Here is a 22835-nt window from a genome sequence, read left to right on the forward strand (position 1 = left end):
TTAGGAATAAAATGGAGGTAGTTAAAATTTTAAATTAAGAGAGGATGTTTCATTTGTTCGATAAAACTGATCAATTAGCGATTAACACGATTCGCACACTTTCAATGGATGCCATTCAAAAAGCAAATTCAGGTCATCCAGGTTTACCTATGGGTGCGGCACCTATGGCGTATACATTATGGTCTAAAGTTTTAAATGCTAACCCAGCAAATTCACGCTGGTTTAACCGTGACCGTTTCGTATTATCTGCTGGACATGGTTCTATGCTTTTATACAGTCTGCTTCATTTAAGTGGTTACAAATTAAGCCTCGATGATTTGAAAAACTTCCGCCAATGGGACAGCAAAACGCCTGGACACCCTGAATACCACCATACTGACGGTGTTGATGCTACTACAGGTCCACTTGGTCAAGGCATTGCGATGGCTGTTGGAATGGCTATGGCAGAACGTCATTTAGAAGCAATGTACAATCGTGATACGTTTAAAGTTGTAGATCATTATACATATGCGTTATGTGGCGATGGTGACTTAATGGAAGGTGTTTCTGCCGAAGCAGCGAGTCTTGCTGGTCATCAACAACTAGGTCGTCTTATTGTGCTGTATGATTCAAATGATATTTCCTTAGATGGCGATTTAGATAAGTCGTTCTCTGAAAGTGTGAAAGCTCGCTTTGAAAGCTACGGATGGGAACATTTACTTGTGAAAGACGGCAATGATACAGCTGAAATTTTAGCGGCCATTGAAAAAGCGAAACAAAATACATCGCAACCTACGATGATTGAAGTGAAAACTGTAATCGGTTTTGGTGCTCCTAATGCCGGCACTAGTAAAGTTCACGGCGCTCCTCTAGGCGCTGACGGTGTGAAAGCAGCAAAAGCAGCTTATGGCTGGGATTACGAAGAAGATTTTTATGTGCCGAATGAAGTTTATGAACGCTTTGGTAGCACAATCGCGAGCCGCGGAGCACAAGCTGAAAAAGCATGGTCTGATATGTTTGTTGCTTACAAAGAAAAATATCCAGAGCTTGCGAAACAATTGGAGTATAGCTTAGATGGCAAATTGCCAGAAGGATTTTCCGATAAATTACCAAAATATGAAGTTGGCGATAAAGCTCTTGCAAGTCGGGCGACAAGCGGTGAAGCTATTAATGTGCTTGCTGAAACATTGCCGCAATTATTTGGTGGCTCAGCCGACTTAGCTGGTTCAAATAATACGACGATTAAAACAGATGGTGAATTTACAAAGGATACACCACAAGATCGCAATATTTGGTTTGGTGTTCGTGAATTTGCGATGGGAGCTGCTTTAAATGGTATGGCTCTTCATGAGGGCTTGAAGGTTTACGGCGGAACATTCTTCGTATTTTCGGATTATTTACGCGCATCCATTCGCCTTGCAGCTATCCAACATCTACCAGTAACCTACGTTTTAACTCATGATAGTATTGCTGTTGGGGAAGATGGACCGACGCATGAACCCGTTGAACAATTAGCGTCGCTACGTGCAATGCCAGGTTTATCGATTCTTCGCCCAGCTGACGGGAACGAAGTGAATGTGGCTTGGAAATTAGCCGTAGAATCAACTAACAAACCACATGCGTTAGTGTTAACACGCCAAGGGTTGCCTGTACTTCCAAATACGAGTGAAATTGCTGAAGAAGGCGTACGCAAAGGCGCTTACGTTCTGTCTAAAGCGAAAAAAGATGTGCCTGATGCGATTTTACTTGCAAGCGGATCTGAGGTGCACTTAGTTGTTCAAGCACAAGAAGAACTAGCTAAAAAAGGCGTTGATGTTTCTGTCGTTTCAGTGCCATCATTTGACCTTTTTGAAACACAATCTGCTGACTATAAAGAAAGTGTCTTACCAAATGCTGTACGTAAACGTGTAGCCGTTGAAATGGGCGCGAGCTTTGGTTGGGAGAGATACACCGGGCTTGATGGTAAAGTCATTGGTATTGACAAATTTGGCGCTTCAGCACCAGGTGAGACGATTATTGAAAACTATGGTTTTACAGTCGAAAACATTGTAAAAACAGTCGAAAGTTTATAATTTTCAAGGCGGATATTTGTGATTTGAATGTCCGTCTTTTTCTTTTGTAAAAAAGAGTTGTTTGTGAGGCGTAAATCAAGTACAATAAAGAAGGTATATTCGTTCAAGGAGGAGAAAGAAACTATGTGGATTTACATTCTTGTTGGTCTTGTATGCTTACTTGCAGGACTAGCTGGTGGCTTCTTTATCGCAAGACGCTACATGATGAGCTATTTGAAAAACAACCCGCCTATCAATGAGCAAATGCTCCAAATGATGATGGCGCAAATGGGACAAAAGCCGTCTCAAAAGAAAATCAATCAAATGATGAGCGCGATGAATAAACAAACAGAAAAAGAAACAGGGAAGAAGAAAAAATAATTTTCTGTTAGCGAATTTCATTTTTTGAGAATATAAAGATCGTCCTTTTGTTTAAAAGGGCGTTTTTATATGGGAAAAGGAGGAGAGAATATGGAACAGGCGAAGGCAGCATTAATTTTAGAGCGCAGTTTGTACCGGCTGGAATCAGAAGTAGAGCAAACTTTATCGGGCTATGTGACACCATTTTTAGGGGATAATTCGGGGAATCGGCTGAAAATTGGTTATGCGTTGCTATTTTCGACGCGGTTTCAGCATGACGCGAGGAAGAATGGTGTGATTCGGCTACTTTTAGATGAGGAGCTGGAACATGGTGCGGAAGCGAAGGTGCTTGCTCTTTTGGGGCGGCAGTTTGTGGTGGAAAATGCGGCGGATGAAGGGAGAATGGTACTTGCACAGCAAGCGATGGATCTCGTTTTCATTCCAGAGGATTTATCCGGGTGTTCACTTCGTGAGCTGCATCGACTTGCGCTTGATTTACAGCTATTTGTTGTGGCGGAAAAGCTATATGACGAAAAATTTTGAAAAAAGGTGTTGTAATTTTTTTCAAGATATTGTAAAATGTAAGCGTTGCATAAAAAAATTTAAAGGAGGTATGCGAGATGCGTAAATATGTAGGAAAATCATTATTGCTTAAAATTTCATTATTTGTGTCGCTCCGTACCGATTCTTTAAGTATAAAGGGGATTTATTGACCTCTCGCATGCTTTGCTTTGTGCGCGGAAAATAGACGGCAAATAATACTTTTTAAGTAATAATGGGCAGAAGTGATGTCCATTATTTTTTGTTGTCTAAAAAGGGAAAAGGAGGGGTTGCCATGTGAAGATTTTTAAGGATTTAGGCTGGTTTTTTAAAGAACGAAAAAAGCAGTATACTTTTGGGGTTTCGATTTTATTCATCATTGCGCTTTTGCAGCTTATACCGCCGTTTGTCATAGGGAAAGTTGTTGATGCGATAGCGGATTCGACTTTGACAAAAGAGACGTTAATAAAATGGATTGTGATTTTGATTGTTGTTGCGGTTTTGACTTATCTCGGACGTTACGTTTGGCGCTTGATGATTTTTGGTTCGGATAATAAATTGCAACGAACTTTGCGGTTACGGCTATTTGAACATTTGACGAAGATGTCACCGTTTTTCTTTCAGAGGTACCGGACTGGCGATTTAATGGCGCATGCGACAAATGACATTGCAGCCGTTCAACAAGTTGCTGGCATTGGGGTGCTGACACTTGCCGATTCATTTTTAACAGGTAGCACGGTTATTTTAATGATGGCGATTAGTATTGATTGGCGGTTGACGCTCATTGCGCTCATTCCAATGCCGATTATGATTTTTGGGTCATCGATTTTAGGGAAAAAACTACATGAACGCTTTCACGGCGCACAAAGAGCTTTCTCAAAACTAAATGATAAGACACAGGAGAGTATTTCAGGCATTAAAGTGACACGCACGTTTGGACAGGAAAAAGAAGATATTGCGGATTTTGCCAAACAAACGAGTGCTGTCGTGAAGAAGAACGTTGCCGTAGCCCGCGTCGATGCCATGTTTGACCCGATGATTTCGATTGTTGTAAGCATTTCTTTTGTGCTCGCAATAGGATTTGGTTCGAAATTTGTCATTGAAGGTTCGCTCACAATTGGGCAAGTCATTGCGTTTGTCAATTACTTATTTCTACTCATTTGGCCAATGCTCGCATTTGGGTTTTTGTACAACATTATTCAACGCGGAAGTGCCTCATATGACCGCATCACCAAACTTTTAAACGAAAGAGAAGATATTGTCGACCACGAAGACGCGCGCGCAGAAACGCCTAGCGGAGCTCTCGCCACTCATATCAGCCGATTTTCTTATCCGGATGAAAAAGAGCCAGTGTTGGAAAATATTGACTTCACGATAAATGCAGGTGAAACACTGGGAATTGTTGGGCGAACAGGTTCAGGGAAGACGACGCTTTTAAAACTTTTGCTTCGTGAATACGATGACTATGCAGGCACGATTTCGTTCGGCGGAGTCAAAATCCAAGATTATCAGACAAATGCGCTTCGGAAAGCAATTGGCTATGTGCCGCAAGACCAGTTCTTATTTTCGACGACTGTTTTAGATAATATTCGCTTTGGGGTGCCAGAAGCGGCGCCTGAAGATGTGAGGAAGATTGCGAAAACCGTGGCGGTGCATGATGATATTGAAGGTTTTGCAGATGGGTATCAAACGGTTGTGGGCGAACGTGGTGTGTCGCTTTCGGGTGGTCAAAAACAACGCCTTGCGATTGCGCGTGCTTTAATTATGGATCCGGAATTGCTCATTTTAGATGATGCGTTATCGGCAGTTGATGCCAAGACGGAAGAGCGCATCTTGGAAAACTTAAAGGCGAGCCGAGCGGATAAAACGACCATCATTAGTGCGCATCGCCTGAGTTCCGTCGAACATGCCAACCTCATTATCGTCATGGATAACGGGCGGGTCATTGAACGTGGCACACACCAAGAATTGCTTAGAGAAAATGGTTGGTATGCGGAGATATACCGGGAGCAACAATTAGCGGAACATTTGAAAGGTGGTGAGGAACGTGAATGAGCAAATGAATGATGATTTATTAACGATGACAGGAAAAGAACATCGACAAGTTTTAAAACGTCTGATGCGCTACACACGTTTCCATATTCCACTATTAATTTTAACTGGTTTTCTCGTGTTGTTTGTGACGATAATTGATGTTGTGTCGCCACTCATCATTCGGAAGTTTTTAGATGATTATTTGACACCGATGAACTTTGCAGTAGAGGCGATTACAATTCTTGTGGCGGGATACCTTGGACTTGCGCTAGCAAAGGTTATCATTTGGTATTTCCAACTCTTTTTCTTTCAAAAAATTGCCTTTCAGATTGTGGAACGCATTCGCATTGATATATTTTCGAAGTTGCATACGCTTGGCATGCGCTATTTTGATAAAACCCCTGCGGGTAGTATTGTGTCGCGTGTGACAAACGATACGGAAGCGATTAAAGACATGTTTATTAATGTGCTTTCCACTGCGATTCAAAGTTTATTCATGCTAATTGGTATGTACGTAGCGATGTTTGCTCTTGATGCGCAACTTGCGCTGTATTGTTTGGCACTATTTCCGCTCATCGCTTTTATTATTATCGTTTACCGGAAGAAAAGTTCAAAATTTTACCGGGCGAAGCGCGAAAAATTAAGTCAACTAAACGCCAATATTAGCGAGTCGATTTCAGGAATGTCGATTGTCCAACAATTTAATCAGGAAAGACGTCTAGCTCGCGAATTTGAAGTCATCAACAAAGATTACTACGATGTTGGGATAAAAAATATTAAATTTAATGCGCTGTTACTAGGTCCAGCCATTGATTTCATTTATGCGATTGCGGTCGTAATTATCCTTGGCTTTTTCGGAGCAGAATCGCTCATCGGTCCAGTGGCCATTGGTACGATTTATGCTTTCGTCAGCTATTTTGATCGCTTTTTAGAAGCCATTTATAATGTGATGGAGCGTCTTGCGATGTATCAGGAAGCGATTACTGCGGCAGCGCGCGTTTTCCGCATCATGGACGAAACAGAAGAAGTGCCCGCTCAGAAAAATGATGCGCAAGCTAAAATTGAAAGCGCAAAAATTGAGTTTAAAGATGTATCCTTTGCTTATGACGGGGAGCATGATGTTTTGAAAAATATTAGCTTTACGGCAGAATCTGGGCAGACGATTGCGCTCGTCGGGCATACAGGAAGCGGAAAAAGTTCGATTATTAATTTGATGATGCGCTTTTATGAATTTGAACGCGGCGAAATTTTAATTGATGGAAAATCGATTAAAGATTATAAAACGAGTGAGTTGCGTAAAAAAACGGGTCTTGTCCTGCAAGATAGTTTTATGTTTTACGGTAATATTCGGGACAATATTCGGCTGTACAACCAGGAAATTTCCGATCAGGAAGTGGAAGAGGCGGCCAAATTTGTACAGGCAGACAATTTTATTCAAACGTTAGATGGGACTTACGACCATAAGGTCATTGAACGCGGAGCATCATTTTCAAGTGGACAGCGGCAACTCATTTCCTTTGCACGTACGGTTGTGACGAATCCGCAAATTCTTGTTTTAGATGAAGCGACAGCGAACATCGATACGGAAACGGAAAGTTTAATTCAAACGGGCTTAAAACGCATGCGCACAGGTCGGACAACGATTGCGATTGCGCATCGACTTTCGACAATTAAAGATGCTGACTTGATTTTAGTTTTAAGCAAAGGCGAGATTATTGAACGCGGTACACACGACGAACTTTTACAAACGGGTGGAGTTTATCATTCGATGTACCAACTGCAAAATAGTGGCATGGAATTGTAAACATTTTGGTTTCTTTTCTTTAAAATAAGCGCTATAATGGCTAACGAAGCTTTGTAGGAGGAATCAGATATGTCACTTATTTTATCTATTATTGTTACACTCATTTTTGGTTCAATGATTATTTTAATTCGCATGAAAGCATCAAAACGACCAGCGTCTATAAAAGGCATTATTTTACCGCCAGTGATGATGTCGACTGGTGCGCTCATGTTTGTTGTCCCGTATTTCCGCGTTTCGGGACTTGATATTATCGAAGCCATTTTAATGGGGCTAGTATTTTCTGTCATTCTCATTTGGACGACGAAATTTGAAATTAAAAAGGATTTTGTGTTTATTAAACGTACAAAGGCATTTCCGGTCATTTTGATGTCACTGTTACTTATTCGAATTTTAATCAAATATTTAATTAGTGGTAGCCTTGAAGTTGGGGAATTATCAGGAATGTTTTGGATTATGGCGTTCGCGATGATTGTTCCGTGGCGTGTTGCGATGTATTTTCAATATAAAAACGTCGCTAAAAACCTTCAACCTGCTAAAGAAATGGCAGAATGAGGCGATTTATTCGTAAAAATACTTGTGTAAGATTTATGTAAAAGTTATAATGAGGAAGGTCACATTTATGTGATAAAAAGGAGGAAATATTTTGAAGAAAACGTTAATTGCATTACTTATGTTTGTTTTAGCTTTCACGCTTGCAGCTTGTTCATCTTCAAGCAACAATGATACAGACAAAAAAGAAGAATCGAAGAAAACATCAAGCGAAGATGTACTAAATTATTATATGGATTTAGTTTCGACTATTAGTGATAAAAACGCGGATTACAGTGCCTATCTAAGCGCTTCGACTGCTGATCCTAAGCCTTCTGAAGCTGAACTTGCGGAGCTTGCTAAAAAAGCATCGACTTCTGCACAAGCGGTTTCCGATGCTTTAGCGGCTGAAAAAGTTCCGGATTTAGGGAAATCTACAGACGACTTTAAAAAGGCAGTTTCGGATTTAAGTGCTGCTTATGCCGATGAAGCAACAGCTTTAAACGCAACACCTGTTGACACAACAAGTGCTGATGAGAAGCTTCAAAAAGCATCTGCTGATATCTCAAAAATCTTAGAAGATAATGGCTTAGCTGGTTCGGATATTTTAACAGATACAATGTAATAAAAAGCATTTTGGGAATCCCAAAATGCTTCAGACTGATGACAAACGGCAATCTTCGTCGTTAAAACCTGCGTTCCGCTCCTCACGTACTCGAGTACGCTCCGGTGCAGTACTCGGCAATGCGTGAGAATCTCACCATTTGTCATCAGTCTGATTGTGCGTAGTACGTTTTGTTTGGCTTAAGTTTAGAGGTTTTCTACAAACTAAAGCATTTTGGGTAATCCCAAAATGCTTTTTTTAAATTTATTTTTTCTTCGTAGCTTGAATTTCTTGTTCCAGTCTTTCGAATGTTGCCATAAGTTCAAGTGATTTTTCTTCTAAAACTTCTTTTTGTTCTTTATCCGTATCATTTAAATGTATCGGATCACCGAAACGAATGATAACTTTTTTTCTTTTTAAAATTTCTTTGAAGTTTTTCGGGCCATCATAAAAGGCTGGTAACATCGGGACTTTTCCTTTAAAAGCAATGGTTACAGCACCGCGTTTTAAATGCAAGTTCGTCTGTTTACGCGTGCCACTTGGGAAAATACCGACGACTTTGCCTTGTTTTAATAAACGAATCGGCGCTTTAATAGCGCTAGGACCAGGGTTGTCACGGTTAACTGGGAAGGCGTTTAAATGCGTCATCAACCAATTAAGGAATTTCCCTTTAAATAACTCTTGTTTCGCCATATAATGAACAGATACAGGATAGACGGCAAAGCCAAGATAAATAATTTCAATCCATGAAGTATGCGGCGAGACAACAACATAAGGAGCCGCAGGTATTTTTTCTTTGTTTTGTACTTGAAATCGTCCACCAATGATGATTAAAATAATATGGACGACAGTTTTCGCAAATTTATAAAACAACTTCTTCACTCCCTAAAAGACATCAACTAGTATAAGTATACTCAAAAATGCAGATTTTTGCATTAAAAAAATAAAGCAGTAGAAAAGAGGCCATGATGAAACTTTTACATACAGCAGATCTTCACCTTGGAAAAATCGTATCCGGTGTTTCGATGCTTGAGGATCAAACATATATTTTAGAACAAATAACCGAAATTATTAAACGGGAAAAAGTAGATGGCATCATTATCGCAGGGGATCTCTATGACCGTTCGGTTCCACCAGCGAGCGCGGTTGACGTTTTAAACGATATTTTCTACGAGTGGAACGTGACGCTTGGCTTGCCGATTTTTGCGATTAGCGGCAATCATGATAGTGCAGAGCGGCTGCAATTTGGCGCTGCATGGTATGAAAAAACGGCACTTTATCTTGCTGGGAAAATCACTGACCCAGTACAAAAAGTAGCCTTTCAAAATGCTGAAATTTGGCTTGTCCCGTTTCATGAGCCTGGAATTGTGCGCGAAAAATTTAATGATAGCGACATTCGAACTTACGAAGATGCGATGCAAAAAATAACCGATTCCATTCGGGCGCGTGCTGATAAAACGAAAAAGCAAATTTTAGTTGGACACGCCTTTGTTGCTGGCGGCATTTCAAGTGACTCTGAACGTCAACTTGCTGTCGGGAATGTAGACCGTGTTTCTACAAACTGCTTCGCTGGTTTTGATTATGTTGCACTTGGCCATCTGCACCACCCGCACGCCATCACGCACCCCACCATCCATTATAGCGGTTCGCCGTTAAAATATTCTTTTTCAGAAAGCAAGGATAAAAAAAGTGTGCGCATCGTTACACTCGAAGAAACGCTCGACGTACGTGAAGTATTCTTGCAACCAATACGCGATATGCGAATTGTGAGCGGAAGCTTAAGCGAACTTACGACCAATATTTTAGACAAGAAAGAAGATTACTTGCAAGTGAAGTTAGAAGACGCAGGTGCGCTTCTTGATCCGATGGGGCAACTTCGTAAGTTCTATCCGAATATTTTGCATTTAGAGCGAATGCGGCACCAGATGGAAGACAAGCTTGAATTGAAGTTTGATGAGCTGATGAAAAAGGATGATGTGGCATTGTTTGATCAGTTTTTTGAATTTGCTGAAGGTAAAAGTATGACAACGGCGCAAAAAGAACTGATGACGGAAATTTTTAAAGAAGCGCGTGAGGGAGGTAAAGAATGAAGCCGTTAAAGTTAACGATGGAGGCATTTGGTGCCTATAAAAAACTGGAGACAATCGATTTTACTGAACTTGGGACAGAACGTATTTTTGTTATTTCTGGAAAAACGGGTGCGGGCAAGTCCACGATTTTTGATGCAATTAGTTTTGCCATTTTTGGCGTTACAAATTTAGCTGACCGGGAAGGCGCATCAATGCGAAGTGACTTTGCGGCGGATTCAGATTTAACGGAAGTGACACTCACTTTCATGTTGCGCGAAAAAACGTACTTCATTAAACGAATGCCGCAGCAGGAAGTGAAAAAGGCGCGCGGCGACGGCATGCGCTCTTTAAATCAAAAAGCCGAGTTGTTTGAAATAATGGACGATGGCGAAAAATTGCTAGCTAGCTCCGTGCGCGATGTAAAAGTAAAAATGGAAGAATTAATTCAACTGAATGTCGACCAGTTTCGGCAAATTTTAATGATTCCCCAAGGCGAGTTTCGTGAATTGCTCATTTCAGAAAGCAAGGAAAAGGAAGTCATTTTACAACGGTTGGCGCATACGGATTTTTACAAATATGTCGAAAATCTTTTATTTGAAAAGCAAAAAGAGTTACAGCTTTTGGCAGAAAATACGCGAACCGAACTTTGGAAAGTGATTGTAGCGGAATTCGCTGATGAAACGCTAACCATTGCCGAAATCGAAGAACAATTTCAAACGAAAATGGCGGAGCAGAAAAAGCACATGGCAAGTTTGCAAGATGAGCTAACAACACTTGAGAAGGTGAGCATCGCGGCAGCTCAAAGCGTTGCGGTGGCGGAAAATATCGAAGCGGACTTTGTACAGCTTGAGAAGCAATTGGAGGAGCTCGAACTATTATACGGTGAACGGGAGAAAATGCAGGAGTTGAAGCGGGAGCTAACGAAAATGAAGGCGGCGAAAGAGTTGCAAGCTGCGTTTATGCAGCGGGAGCGAACGAATGAAAAAATACGCACGGTGCAGCTAGAAAAGGAGCAACTTGAAAATCAGACGGAAGATGCGCGCACGGAGCTTTTAAAATGGGAAGAGGGGCAGCGGGAACTTTTAGAGATGGCAAATCGTGTAGCAAAATGGCGTCGCAATCAAATTGAATTTGAGAAAATGGCGCCGAAGATGAGGCAGCTTACGGAAAACTTAACACAATTGGAGTTTAAAAAGGCTGCTTTTATTACAAAAGAAGAAGCTTTTAAAAGATTTGAAGTGGATTTCGAGATACTTGCGCATGATGTGAGTTCGCTTGAGGACCGTATTGCGGCGCTTGAGAACCTTGAGCAAGAACGTTTCCAGCTGTTGGAGAACATGAACGAACTAGAGGGCGAGCGGAAACAAGTGGCAGAAAATGTTGAGAAAACGAGCCAGCTTTTGCAAATAGAAGAGCAGCTTGCGGTTTTGCGGCAAGAACAAAAGGCGCAGACGACAGTTGTAAAAGCGCTTCAAAAAGAGGAAGCGGAACTCCTTGCTGCTTCGAAACAGGAGCAGGCCGCGCTCTTAGCGGCACACCTTCATAACGGTGAGCCATGCCCAGTTTGCGGCGCGACGGAACACCCGCAAATGGCTACGTTTTCTGGAACTTTGGATATTGGGAAGCTAGAGGAACTTTCAAAAGAGCTGGAAACTAAAACGCTTGGATTAAAGCAAGTTGAGGAAAAAATCGCCCGTTTGAAATGGCAGACTGAGCAGTGGGGAGACGTAAGCGGAAATGATTTTGCTGTGTTTGATGAGCAGCTAGCAAAATTGACCGCTACGATTGAAACTGCCAAACAAAAACAAGCGAAGCTAAATGAACAGCTGGAACTACGAAACAAACTCAAAGCGCAACTAAACGAACAGCAAACTGCGAAACAGAATTTGACGCATCAAATGACTGAAGCGCAAATTGAAAAAGATAAGTTGCAGCGCGAATTGGACCTTTTGGAGACGGAAATCAATTGGCTTTACACAGATATTCCGGAAAATTTGCGCGAACCAGAAGCTTTCAAGCGTTTGCAAAACCAAATTGCGGCATCGCTGTTAGAATTTGAAAAACGCGAACAGGAAGTTTCAAAAGGTGTTACGGCGCAAAAAGAGCTTGTCAGCAACATGGAAACGCGCTTAAAAGGCACAGAAAAACAACTCGCGGAACTTTCAAACGAATGGCAAGCCGATCAGACACTTTTTGAAGAAAAACGAGTCAACCTTGGATTCCAAGATGAGGCGACTTTTAAGTCCTATTTGGCGCGCGAAAATGAAATCCCCACGACCGAAACGACACTTTCGAGCTATGAAAAAGCGCTTTTTGTGGCGGAAGATCGAAAACAGGTGCTAGCAGAAAAACTAAAAAACGTCGAGAAGAAAGACGTCAGCAAATTGCAAGCAGAACTAGATGCGGCGAAAGCTATTCAAAGTGAGGCCGAACAAAAAATGCTAGTTGTGCGCGAACGTGGAAGTGAAACGTCCAGTCGCTATACGCTTTTTAATTCCAAAAAAGCAGAATTGCTTAAATTTGAAGCGGAATACGCAGATTTGGGTCTGCTTGCGGATACTGCGCGCGGGAAAAATGATTTGCGGATTACGTTTGAGCGGTACGTGCTCGCGACTTTCCTCGACACAATTGTTCAGCATGCTAACGTGCGTTTACTGAAGATGACAAATGGGCGTTTTGAGCTTAGCCGAAAACGCGATAAAGCGAAAGGCAACGCGCAGAGCGGGCTTGAGCTTGAGGTGTATGACGAATATACGGGCTTAACGCGCCATGTGAAAACGTTATCGGGTGGTGAAAGTTTTAAAACGTCACTTGCGCTAGCGCTGGCTTTAGCTGAGGTGGTGCAGGAGATGGCTGGCGGCATTTCGCTTGATACGATGTTTATCGATGAAGGTTTCGGTACGCTTGATCCGGAATCTTTGGAAACGGCGATTGAATGTTTGCTGGAAACGCAGGAAAACGGACGACTTGTGGGCATCATTTCGCATGTACCAGAGCTTAAAGAGCGCATTCCGGCTCGGCTTGAAGTGACAGCGACGAACCAAGGAAGCAAGACGGAGTTCGTGTTACACACATAAAAGGGCTCGCGGCGAAGAGAAGTCGCGAGTCTCTTTTTGTATTTCATAAACAGATTGGTGTTCAGTTTATAACAGCCGTTTTTCACCAGATGATTTTGGCGATGTTAAAGTAAAGAAAACTTATTAAAAAACTTAAAAAAAGCGTGAGGTGTATATAAACAAGCCTCACGCCTTTTTTTATGTTAAAATAAAGGTTTAGAGGACTCTTAAAGCGAGGGATAATGATGAAACGGCAAATCAACATTCAAGATGAAATGGTGCCTTATCAAACGAAACAAGATGCCAAAGGACTTATAAAAAGTGAAGCCTTATATAAAATAGATGAAGAAAACGAGCAGACCAATTTTTACTTTTCTGACGGGGAAGTTGTCACGGAAACGGAACCAGATGTACTGGACTGCACGTGCGACAGCCACCTTTACGGGGAACGCGTCTGTAAACATATGTATGCCACTTATTTGAAAAAAGTAGAGTTGCTGCACGAAAAGAAAAAAATCAGTTTGAAAGAACGCATTTTAGAACAAGAATCCGTCACGCTTTTAGCACTTTTTCAAGAAAGTTTAGCGGACCAATTTGAGGTGCCTGTTTTAGATGCAAAGAAAACACTACAAATTGTTTACAATGTTTCATTAAAAACAGAAAACGAAGAGCGACAAATTGTGCTGGAACTAAAAGTCGGCGCCGAGCGGACGTATGTTGTAAAAAACATTCAAGCCTTTCTTGATGCCGTGCGCTACAACCAGTTGCTCGTTTTTACAAAAAATTTCAGCTTTGATCCAAATGAACATACTTTTTCAGAAAAAGACTCCGCCATTCTCGAACTGCTCACGCAAATTTGCGATATCCAGAAGATGTATGAACTGTCCGACAGCTATTTTTCAAGAAGTTACGAAGACGACAAAACGCTTATCGTGACGCCGTATTTGGCAGAAGAGTTACTTCAAAAACTCACAGGGGAAAACGCGAGTTTACAAATAATGAACGAAAAAAATGAAATTTTAATGCGCTATCCCGCTATTAAGATGGTCAAAGGGGAACTGGATTTCAACTATATTTTCAGAAGCACGTCAAACGGGAAATACCAAATTGAACTCGAATCGCTGCAACAAGCTGTTTTTTTAGAAAAATATCAACTCATCTTTTTAGACGGCACTTTCCATCACTTAGAACGAAAAGAATGGCTAAGCATAATGCCACTTTTCGAATTCCAAAAAGTAACGAAAAGTGATGTTGTACAGTTCAACGAAGCTAGATTAAGCGAAATGGTGTCTTACGTTTTGCCAGCACTACAAAAAAGTGGCACAGTCGATGTGGACGAGACCATTCAAAATCGCATCATCAATTTTCCACTTGAGGCAAAGCTTTTTATTTCAATGACAGAAGACGCCAAACATGAGCTGCGCCTGCAATATGAGTATGCAGATTGGATTTTTGAACCTTTTCACACGGGGGAAAACGGAGCGAGCGCCGAGCGAATTGTTATCCGTGACATTGAAACAGAAACAAAAATTATGCAGCTTATTGAAAATGCCCCCATTTTATTTTCTGGAAATCGCATGGTTTTAAGCGCGAAAGAACAAGACTTATACCATTTTTATGCGCATATTGTGCCAAAGCTTAGCGAATATGTTGCAATCTTCATGGCAGACGGTATGGAAAACATGGCATTTCAAGATATTCAGCCAGTGACTTCCTTTGATGTGGCAGAAAACAATACGTTTCTATCAGTGTCCTTCCAATTTTTGGGCATTCCAGAAGATGAAACAAAAGATGTACTTTTATCCTTACGTGAGAAAAAAACGTATCATCGTTTAAAAAATGGCCAATTTTTATCGCTTGAAGACGAAAGCTTTGAGCAAATTAAACGGATTTTCGAATTGCTTGATGTTCGGCAAAATGAAGTCAAACAAACGATGCAGTTGCCCGTCTATCGCGGCATCCAGCTTTATGAACTGGAAAAAGGCCAACAAGATCGGCAAAAATTCAGTAAGAAATATCGCGAATTGCTCGAAGAAGTCCAACATTTTTCCGATGAACATTATAACGTTCCAAAAGCGCTAAATACCACACTTCGCGACTACCAAATTGTTGGCTTTGAATGGATGAAATCCCTTTCGAAATACCAACTAGGTGGCGTGTTAGCTGATGATATGGGGCTTGGGAAAACCATTCAAACGATTGCATTTCTTTTATCTGAGCTGGAGGAAAACGCAGAACTCGAGCCAATTTTAATCGTGACACCAGCCTCGCTCCTCTATAACTGGCTAAATGAATTCCAGACGTTTGCAAGTAGCATAAACGTGGAAATAGTGGAAGGAAGCAAGTTTTCACGCGCAGAACAATTGGCGGAACTCAAAAAAAATCAAGTGTATTTGATTTCTTATCAAACGCTGCGCCAAGATGCGGATTTGCTTGAAGGCAACTTGTTCCATACAATTATTTTAGATGAATCACAAATGATTAAAAACTATACGACGAAAGTTTCTCAGGCAGTCAGATTGCTCGACCGTAAATCGATGTTTGCGCTTAGCGGAACACCACTTGAAAATTCGGTGGATGAATTATGGACGATTTTTCAAACGATTTTACCAGGCTTTTTCCCGTCACTACGCAAATTTAAAGAGGTCGACCATCAACATGTAGCTGCGCTCATTCGACCGTTTTTACTTCGACGGCTCAAAAAGGATGTCGCGCGTGAATTGCCTGAGAAAATCGAAACGAATCTTTATTCAGAGCTTACAACTGAACAGAAACAAATTTATTTAGCCTATGTGGAAAAAATTCAAGCTGAACTTGCTTCCGGCGGCTTAAATCAAGGTGAGGAGCATATTCGTTTGCTTGCCGGTTTGACGCGCCTTAGACAGATTTGCTGTGATCCGCGCTTATTTATGCCAGAATACACAGGGGAGTCAAGCAAAGTTACGCAACTGTTCGATACGCTTGGGACAGCACTTCAAGGGGAGAAACGTGTTCTTATTTTCTCTCAATTTACAAGTATGCTACAATTAATTGCAGAAGGATGCGAAGAACAAGAAATTCCGTATTTTTATCTCGATGGAAAAACGAATGCAAAAAAACGTGTCGACGATGTCTTAGCTTTTAATCAAGGAGAAAAAAATGTGTTTTTAATATCCTTAAAGGCAGGCGGCACGGGTTTAAATTTAACGGGTGCCGATACGGTCATTCTATTCGACCTGTGGTGGAATCCCGCGATTGAAGAACAGGCGGCTAGTCGAGCGCACCGAATTGGACAAAAGAAAGTCGTGCAAGTCATTCGCTTTATTGCAAGAGGAACGATTGAGGAACGCATTTTTGAGCTTCAACAAAAGAAACAAGCCTTAGTAGATGCGCTCATTCAACCTGGTGAACAATTGCTTAACAAACTCACCATTGATGAGATGAAAGCACTACTTACATTTAATAAAGAAGGGATGCGTTGAAAAATGGATAAATGGGAAGTTTTGTCAGTAGAAAATGAAGAGGAAGCAGTCAAACAAATCGAACAACTTGTTCAAAAAGGATATACAAAAGAGGATATTTCTGTTCTAGCTAAAAATAAGAAAATGAGTGAGGAAATAGCCGAACGAACTGAAACAGAACAGGAACGCCCAGTAAACGAAGAAGCATTCGGCATCATTTCGGGTATTCTGCAAAGTTTAAGTGGCGCCATTGTCATTCCGCAAGCATATAATCCGAAGTACGGTGCACTCTATGCAGCAGGCCCATTTGCTAAATGGTTTTCACGTACAAATGATAAAACGGTGAAACGTCTACTAGAGGATTTCGATTTAACAGATGAACAAATCGCTCATTTTGTTAGCGAACTTGATGAAGGTAAATTATTATTGCTCGCAAGATAGGCATAAAAAGGCATAACTTTATGCCTTTTTTTATGCTTATAACTAAAACTTATTGTGTTTATGCAAAATAACTTAGTTTACTTATCATGTACTTTCCAGTAAAATAAAGTAGGGAATATCAATCGTTTCGAAATGAAGGAGGAAACGTGGATGACAAACTTGAAAGCGAAAGCAAAATCATCTTTTCAATTGGATGATAAAACGTATCACTATTTTAAATTAAAATCGTTAGAAGCGAACATTGAAAGGTTGCCTTATTCGATTCGAGTGCTCTTGGAATCGGTTTTAAGACAGAGCGACGGCAAGGCAATCACAGAAGAACATATTAAGGGGCTTAGCAATTGGTCGAAAGAAGCAAGTCAAAACGACGGAGAAGTTCCGTTTAAACCTGCACGAGTGATTTTACAAGACTTTACGGGTGTCCCTGCTGTTGTTGACTTGGCTTCACTACGTAAAGCGATGGCGGACTTGGGGGGCGATCCGGAGAAAATCAATCCGGAAATTCCAGTAGACCTTGTTGTGGACCACTCTGTTCAAGTAGACAGCTATGCAAATCCAGAAGCGCTTAAAATCAACATGGAGCTTGAGTTTCAGCGCAATATGGAACGTTATCAGTTCTTGAACTGGGCGCAGAAGTCATTTGATAATTACCGCGCTGTGCCGCCTGCAACTGGAATTGTGCATCAAGTCAATCTGGAATATTTGGCGAGCGTTGTTATCGCAAAAGAGGAAAGCGGCGAAACTATCGTGTTCCCAGATACACTCGTTGGGACCGACAGCCATACAACGATGATTAACGGTATTGGGGTGCTCGGCTGGGGCGTTGGCGGGATTGAGGCTGAAGCAGGAATGCTCGGACAACCTTCGTATTTCCCAATTCCTGAAGTTATCGGTGTGAAGCTGACAGGCGCTCTACCGAACGGCGCAACGGCTACGGATTTTGCACTTAAAGTGACACAAGTTCTTCGGGAGAAAAAAGTCGTAGGGAAGTTCGTGGAATTTTATGGACCAGGCGTGTCGACGTTACCGCTTGCAGACCGCGCAACGGTGGCTAACATGGCGCCAGAGTACGGGGCAACTTGTGGATTTTTCCCTGTTGATGCCGAGTCACTGACATACTTGCGTTTAACGGGCCGCAACGAGGAACAAATTCGCCTTGTTGAAGCTTATTTAAAAGAAAATGATTTATTCTTTACGAAAGAAAACCGTGAGCCTGATTATACAGATACGGTAGAAATTAACTTAAGCGAAATTGAAGCGAATCTTTCAGGACCGAAACGTCCGCAAGATTTAATTCCTTTATCTGATATGAAGGAAACGTTCCAAAAATCCATCTCAGCGCCTGCTGGTAATCAAGGATTCGGCTTAGAGCCAGATGCGCTAAATAAACATGCGAAAGTCGTGTACGGAAACGGCGATGAATCCGTGATGAAAACAGGTTCGGTTGCCATAGCCGCGATTACAAGTTGCACAAACACGTCCAATCCATATGTCATGCTTTCAGCCGGCTTAGTCGCAAAAAAAGCAGTGGAACTTGGACTTGAAGTGCCTAAATTTGTGAAAACTTCGCTTGCTCCTGGTTCAAAAGTAGTAACCGGTTATTTGGAGAAAGCAGGATTGCTACCTTATTTAGATAAACTTGGCTTTGATTTAGTCGGCTACGGTTGTACAACATGTATCGGGAATTCTGGTCCATTAAAAGATGAAATTGAAGCGGCGATTCAAGAAAATGATTTGCTTGTGTCAGCTGTTCTTAGTGGAAATCGAAATTTTGAAGGTCGGATTCATGCGCTTGTAAAAGCGAACTTTTTAGCTTCGCCTCCGCTTGTTGTGGCATATGCCTTAGCGGGCACAACAAATATCGATTTAGAAAATGAGCCAATTGGGCACGGAAATGACGGAAAGGCGTACTTCCTAAAAGATATTTGGCCTTCTTCAAACGAAGTGAAACAACTTGTGGAAGAAACCGTAACACCTGAACTATTCCGCGAACAATACGCGCGTGTTTTTGATGAAAATAAAGCATGGAATGCCATCAATACAACAGATGAGGCGCTTTATCAGTGGGACGATACTTCAACGTATATCGCTAACCCACCATTTTTTGAAAACTTATCGAAGGAAAAAGGAAAAGTGGAAACTTTGTCTGACCTTCGGGTGATAGGGAAGTTCGGTGACTCCGTTACGACTGACCACATTTCACCGGCCGGCGCCATTGGGAAAGATACTCCAGCAGGTCAATTTTTACAAGCGCAAGGTGTTGCGATTCGCGACTTCAACTCATATGGCTCAAGACGAGGCCATCATGATGTGATGATGCGCGGAACGTTTGCGAATATTCGCATCAAAAATCAAATCGCAGAAGGTACAGAAGGTGGCTACACAACTTATTTCCCGACAAAGGAAGTCATGTCTATCTACGATGCTTCACGCAAATATATGGCTGATGGCACTGGTCTAGTTATCCTTGCCGGCGATGATTACGGAATGGGGTCTTCACGCGACTGGGCAGCCAAAGGAACAAATTTACTTGGGATTAAAACGGTCATCGCGAAAAGCTACGAGCGAATTCACCGTTCCAACCTCGTCATGATGGGCGTCTTGCCACTTCAATTTAAACAAGGTGAAGGTGCTGACGCACTCGGCTTGACAGGCGAAGAAACATTCCACGTTGCCATTGATGAATCCGTCACACCAAGAAGTCTTGTTGAAGTGACCGCTACTTCACCAAACGGTAAAGTAACGACATTCGAAGCGATTGCCCGCTTTGATTCAGAAGTTGAAATCGACTACTACCGCCACGGTGGTATTTTGCAAATGGTTTTACGCGGAAAACTAGAAAATTAATCCGAAAGACCGCTTTTCAGAAAGCGGTCTTTTTTTAATTGCATTTAGCGAACTAATGTTCTATAATGGGTGGAGAAAGGAAAATGAGATGCGAAAAAACACGTTATTAATTTTACTTATTATTAGTTTGATGCTTAGTTTAATCACGTCTATAAGTGGTTATAAAATTCCGTTGCCACCACTTGTTTTAGTTATTTTCACAGCAATCTGTCTTGCACTAGGGCTGATGGAGTGGCGAGCAAAGCATTTTTATTTTGCGTATGTCGCGTTTTTTTGTGGTGCATTTCTGTGCATGCAGTATATTTTAGGAGGATGAGTGTTTATGAGTGAACAAAAGCGATGTAGTTGGGCAGCGAATGGCGATGCTGTCATGCTGGCGTATCATGATGATGAATGGTGCAAGCCGAGCTACGAGGATACATATCTTTTTGAGCTTTTAAACTTAGAGGGGGCTCAAGCTGGCTTATCTTGGCGCACGATATTGAATAAGCGAGCAGGGTACCAAGAAGCCTTTTTACAATTTGATATTGACGCTTGCGCCAAACTGACAGACGAAGAGTTGGCAGACATCGTGAGTAATGCCGCCATTATCCGAAATAAAGCGAAAGTGAATGCCGTTAGAACGAATGCGCAGGCTACCCAAAAGGTGCAGGCAGAATTTGGTTCATTTTCAAAATATATGTGGCATTTTACAGACGATAAAGTGATGAATCATCAACTTAGTGAAGATCAGGAAATGCCGGCGAAAGATGAACTCTCCGAACGAGTAAGTAAAGACATGAAAAAACGCGGCTTTAAGTTTGTCGGCCCCGTCATTGTATATTCCTATCTACAGGCAATCGGTGTGATTAATGATCACGCGGTAACTTGTGCTTATAACCAGCAATGAGTTAAAATTAAAAGAAGCATAAATCCAGGAATAGTACCATTTTCAAAAATGGTTTTTCTGGAATTATGCTTCTTTTTATTGTCGTTTCAAATTTAGATTAACTAAGTGCGACATCTCGTTTTCTAAAGAAATAAAAGCTGATGCCAAGAAATATCAGCACATAGACTGCAAGCCCCGAAATGATTTGCCAAATCGCTAAATCTCCAGCGATGGGGTTTCCAGTAACAGCACTGTTCAAGTTTAACAAGTTAAATATAAGCCATTTCAACCAGTCATATTTTTCGATTGCGATTGGTAAGAGGGCTGAAAGAATAGAACCAGAGAACAATACCCCTAAACTTACACCAACAGCAAGTGCTTGAGAGCGAACAACGGCTGAGAACAAGAAGGCAATACTTGCATAAACAATCATCATAATAAAATTAGAGCCGAGCAGAAGTAGCGCAGATTGCAACGCATTTAATGCCCCAGAATCTGGTGATACTGGCATGAGATACGCCCCGCTAGGCAAAATGAATGAGAATAAGAATGCAGAAATAAATAGCACAATGCTCGTAATCACAGCATACAGAATGACAACCGCAAGCTTAGATGCAAGAATTTGACTTCGTGAGTAAGGCCGAGCTAAAAGCAATTTAATTGTTCCACCCGAAAATTCGGAAGCAACGATCATACTTGCTATGACAGCAACTAGAATGCTCGCAATCATATTCATAGTACCAAGACTTGCAAAAAATTCTGCACCAGTCATAGAACTTACAGATGACATTGGTATTTTACCTTCATCAGCATAAACTTGATAATAATCTATTTGTTTTTGGATGTTTTCCTGATCTTCTTTTGGAGCTGCTTCCTTTGAAACTTTTAAAGCAGCGACAGAATCTTTAGGAGAAAGGACCTTTTCTGTATAACCAGTTGCTTTATTCTCATTTTGTGCGTTCCAGTAGTCATCTTCTGAAATAGGTTGTCCGTCCGCATTATAATAAGATGTAATTCCTTGTGGTTGCAGCTTTTCTTCCACACCGTCTGTTCTTGAAATCGTGAACATCAACATAGTCATCAAGAAAATCAGAACAACAAGAATAATTTGCATACTCCAACTTGATTTTTTTAGAAATAATTTTTGAAACTCGTTTTGAATTAAACGCATTAGATTTCCCCCCCGTTTGTAAGTGCTAAGAAGCGATCTTCGAGTGAGAATTGAACTTTGGATAATTCAAGAATGTCCAAATTAGCCCGGATAAGTGCGCGGGCGATTTCTGGAAGGACTTCGCGCGTCACATTTAACACAAACTGATTCTCTCTTTGTTCAATGATTTCGAGGTCAAGCGTGTCTAATACGAGCTTAGCGCTAGCGCCGTCTGAAACCTCAAGTGTGACTTTTAACGTTTTATCCGCAGTTAAATCTGTCATTTTCTCAATGTGCGTCAGATGCCCTTTGTCAATAATGGCAAAGCGATCCGTAATTTGTTGAATTTCAGCTAAGAGATGACTTGAAATTAAAACAGAAGTGCCATTTGCAGCGAGTTCTTTAATCAGCGTTCGAAATTCCGCCATGCCTTGTGGGTCAAGCCCATTTGTTGGTTCATCGAGAATGAGTAGGGCAGGTTCATGAATTAAAGCTTGTGCAACGCCAAGACGCTGGCGCATACCAAGAGAATACGTTCTAACTTTATTATGAATCGCATGACTCAATTTTACTTTTTCCACAATCGCGCTAATTTCCTCATCTGAAATATCTTTTCGACTCATACGCGCAAATTGCTTTAAATTTTTCCAGCCAGACATATACATGTAAAATTCAGGATTTTCAATGATAGCCCCAATATTTTGAATGGCTTCTTTGAAGTTTTCGTCTAAATTGACCCCGCAGATGGAAACTTGCCCATTTGTTTTCGAGATTAACCCAACGATGGAGCGAATAATCGTTGTTTTTCCTGCACCATTTGGTCCAAGTAAACCGAAAACTTCCCCTTTTTCAATTTCAAAACTAATGTTATGTATGATTTCTTTTTTGCCAATTTTTTTCGAGATATTTTCAAGTTGTAACACCGTTTCAGGCATTTGCTCACTTCCTTTTTCACAGAATATAATCAGTATACACAAAATCTACACAATTAACATGAATCTATAGATTGGTCATCGATTAGGTCTTTAGGTGTAGAAAAAAACAACTTGCTATGTAAGCTTGGC

At 41.3% G+C, this 22835-nt stretch carries 17 protein-coding genes and 1 pseudogene; 15 read left to right on the top strand and 3 right to left on the bottom strand.

Features of this window, described 5'->3' with window-relative positions; all coding sequences use genetic code 11:
- Positions 1 to 53: 53 nt before the first annotated feature.
- From tkt to CFS04_RS01375, 7 genes are all read left to right on the top strand, one after another.
- Positions 54 to 2051, top strand: coding sequence for a transketolase (gene tkt, locus CFS04_RS01345; RefSeq protein WP_088809070.1), 1998 nt, complete (start codon positions 54 to 56; stop codon positions 2049 to 2051).
- A gap of 123 nt (positions 2052 to 2174) precedes the next feature.
- Complete coding sequence (locus tag CFS04_RS01350) at positions 2175 to 2411, top strand: YneF family protein (protein WP_088808805.1); 237 nt, start codon at positions 2175 to 2177, stop codon at positions 2409 to 2411.
- A gap of 90 nt (positions 2412 to 2501) precedes the next feature.
- Positions 2502 to 2933: a hypothetical protein gene (locus tag CFS04_RS01355; RefSeq protein WP_088808806.1), complete on the top strand. Its 432-nt coding sequence runs from the start codon at positions 2502 to 2504 to the stop codon at positions 2931 to 2933.
- Positions 2934 to 3227: 294 nt separating this feature from the next.
- A complete protein-coding gene (locus CFS04_RS01360; RefSeq protein ID WP_088808807.1) occupies positions 3228 to 4985 on the top strand; it encodes an ABC transporter ATP-binding protein in 1758 nt (585 codons plus the stop codon).
- On the top strand, positions 4969 to 6768 hold the full coding sequence (locus CFS04_RS01365; protein ID WP_088809071.1) for an ABC transporter ATP-binding protein: 1800 nt from the start codon (positions 4969 to 4971) through the stop codon (positions 6766 to 6768). Before CFS04_RS01360 ends, CFS04_RS01365 begins: the two co-directional genes overlap by 17 nt.
- Before the next feature lie 69 nt (positions 6769 to 6837).
- Positions 6838 to 7320: a CcdC family protein gene (locus CFS04_RS01370; protein WP_088808808.1), complete on the top strand. Its 483-nt coding sequence runs from the start codon at positions 6838 to 6840 to the stop codon at positions 7318 to 7320.
- Between the two features lie 91 nt (positions 7321 to 7411).
- Positions 7412 to 7921, top strand: coding sequence for a hypothetical protein (locus CFS04_RS01375; RefSeq protein WP_088808809.1), 510 nt, complete (start codon positions 7412 to 7414; stop codon positions 7919 to 7921).
- A 243-nt stretch (positions 7922 to 8164) separates the two neighbouring features.
- Here CFS04_RS01375 and CFS04_RS01380 read toward each other — a convergent pair whose 3' ends face one another.
- Complete coding sequence (locus CFS04_RS01380) at positions 8165 to 8773, bottom strand: 1-acyl-sn-glycerol-3-phosphate acyltransferase (RefSeq protein WP_088808810.1); 609 nt, start codon at positions 8771 to 8773, stop codon at positions 8165 to 8167.
- A gap of 95 nt (positions 8774 to 8868) precedes the next feature.
- Between CFS04_RS01380 and CFS04_RS01385 the strand changes: the two genes are divergently transcribed.
- From CFS04_RS01385 to CFS04_RS01415, 8 genes and pseudogenes are all read left to right on the top strand, one after another.
- On the top strand, positions 8869 to 9990 hold the full coding sequence (locus tag CFS04_RS01385) for an exonuclease SbcCD subunit D (RefSeq protein WP_088808811.1): 1122 nt from the start codon (positions 8869 to 8871) through the stop codon (positions 9988 to 9990).
- The gene (locus tag CFS04_RS01390) at positions 9987 to 13046 is read left to right on the top strand and encodes an AAA family ATPase (protein WP_088808812.1); all 3060 of its coding nucleotides are present in this window, start codon (positions 9987 to 9989) and stop codon (positions 13044 to 13046) included. The genes CFS04_RS01385 and CFS04_RS01390 overlap by 4 nt, the downstream gene beginning before the upstream one ends.
- 55 nt (positions 13047 to 13101) lie before the next feature.
- Positions 13102 to 13173: pseudogene (locus CFS04_RS13170) on the top strand (TipC family immunity protein); the annotation flags it as partial.
- 97 nt (positions 13174 to 13270) lie between these two features.
- A complete protein-coding gene (locus CFS04_RS01395; protein WP_088808813.1) occupies positions 13271 to 16486 on the top strand; it encodes a DEAD/DEAH box helicase in 3216 nt (1071 codons plus the stop codon).
- Positions 16487 to 16489: 3 nt separating this feature from the next.
- On the top strand, positions 16490 to 16906 hold the full coding sequence (locus tag CFS04_RS01400; RefSeq protein ID WP_088808814.1) for a general stress protein: 417 nt from the start codon (positions 16490 to 16492) through the stop codon (positions 16904 to 16906).
- Between the two features lie 150 nt (positions 16907 to 17056).
- Positions 17057 to 19753 carry an aconitate hydratase AcnA gene (gene acnA, locus CFS04_RS01405; RefSeq protein ID WP_088808815.1) on the top strand — a complete coding sequence of 899 codons (2697 nt, stop codon included), beginning with the start codon at positions 17057 to 17059 and terminating at the stop codon, positions 19751 to 19753.
- An 88-nt stretch (positions 19754 to 19841) separates the two neighbouring features.
- Positions 19842 to 20069 carry a hypothetical protein gene (locus CFS04_RS01410; RefSeq protein WP_255377762.1) on the top strand — a complete coding sequence of 76 codons (228 nt, stop codon included), beginning with the start codon at positions 19842 to 19844 and terminating at the stop codon, positions 20067 to 20069.
- A 6-nt stretch (positions 20070 to 20075) separates the two neighbouring features.
- Positions 20076 to 20642: a DNA-3-methyladenine glycosylase I gene (locus CFS04_RS01415; RefSeq protein ID WP_088808817.1), complete on the top strand. Its 567-nt coding sequence runs from the start codon at positions 20076 to 20078 to the stop codon at positions 20640 to 20642.
- A 97-nt stretch (positions 20643 to 20739) separates the two neighbouring features.
- Here the strand turns inward: CFS04_RS01415 and CFS04_RS01420 are convergent, their stop codons facing one another.
- Together CFS04_RS01420 and CFS04_RS01425 are read right to left on the bottom strand one after the other, a co-directional pair.
- Positions 20740 to 21792, bottom strand: a complete 1053-nt coding sequence (locus CFS04_RS01420) for an ABC transporter permease subunit (RefSeq protein ID WP_088808818.1) — start codon at positions 21790 to 21792, stop codon at positions 20740 to 20742.
- Positions 21792 to 22706, bottom strand: coding sequence for an ABC transporter ATP-binding protein (locus CFS04_RS01425; RefSeq protein ID WP_088808819.1), 915 nt, complete (start codon positions 22704 to 22706; stop codon positions 21792 to 21794). The genes CFS04_RS01420 and CFS04_RS01425 overlap by 1 nt, the downstream gene beginning before the upstream one ends.
- Positions 22707 to 22835: the final 129 nt, after the last annotated feature.

It is taken from the genome of Listeria sp. ILCC796 (assembly GCF_900186175.1).
GTDB classification, from domain to species: domain Bacteria; phylum Bacillota; class Bacilli; order Lactobacillales; family Listeriaceae; genus Listeria; species Listeria goaensis.

Coding starts and splice junctions, on each gene's coding strand:
- CFS04_RS01390 (WP_088808812.1), top strand. CDS start 9,987: ATGAAGCCGTTAAAGTTAACGATGGAGGCATTTGGTGCCTATAAAAAA.
- acnA (WP_088808815.1), top strand. CDS start 17,057: ATGACAAACTTGAAAGCGAAAGCAAAATCATCTTTTCAATTGGATGAT.
- CFS04_RS01415 (WP_088808817.1), top strand. CDS start 20,076: ATGAGTGAACAAAAGCGATGTAGTTGGGCAGCGAATGGCGATGCTGTC.
- CFS04_RS01395 (WP_088808813.1), top strand. CDS start 13,271: ATGAAACGGCAAATCAACATTCAAGATGAAATGGTGCCTTATCAAACG.
- CFS04_RS01425 (WP_088808819.1), bottom strand. CDS start 22,706: ATGCCTGAAACGGTGTTACAACTTGAAAATATCTCGAAAAAAATTGGC.
- CFS04_RS01350 (WP_088808805.1), top strand. CDS start 2,175: ATGTGGATTTACATTCTTGTTGGTCTTGTATGCTTACTTGCAGGACTA.
- CFS04_RS01410 (WP_255377762.1), top strand. CDS start 19,842: ATGCGAAAAAACACGTTATTAATTTTACTTATTATTAGTTTGATGCTT.
- CFS04_RS01420 (WP_088808818.1), bottom strand. CDS start 21,792: ATGCGTTTAATTCAAAACGAGTTTCAAAAATTATTTCTAAAAAAATCA.
- CFS04_RS01385 (WP_088808811.1), top strand. CDS start 8,869: ATGAAACTTTTACATACAGCAGATCTTCACCTTGGAAAAATCGTATCC.
- CFS04_RS01370 (WP_088808808.1), top strand. CDS start 6,838: ATGTCACTTATTTTATCTATTATTGTTACACTCATTTTTGGTTCAATG.
- CFS04_RS01400 (WP_088808814.1), top strand. CDS start 16,490: ATGGATAAATGGGAAGTTTTGTCAGTAGAAAATGAAGAGGAAGCAGTC.
- CFS04_RS01355 (WP_088808806.1), top strand. CDS start 2,502: ATGGAACAGGCGAAGGCAGCATTAATTTTAGAGCGCAGTTTGTACCGG.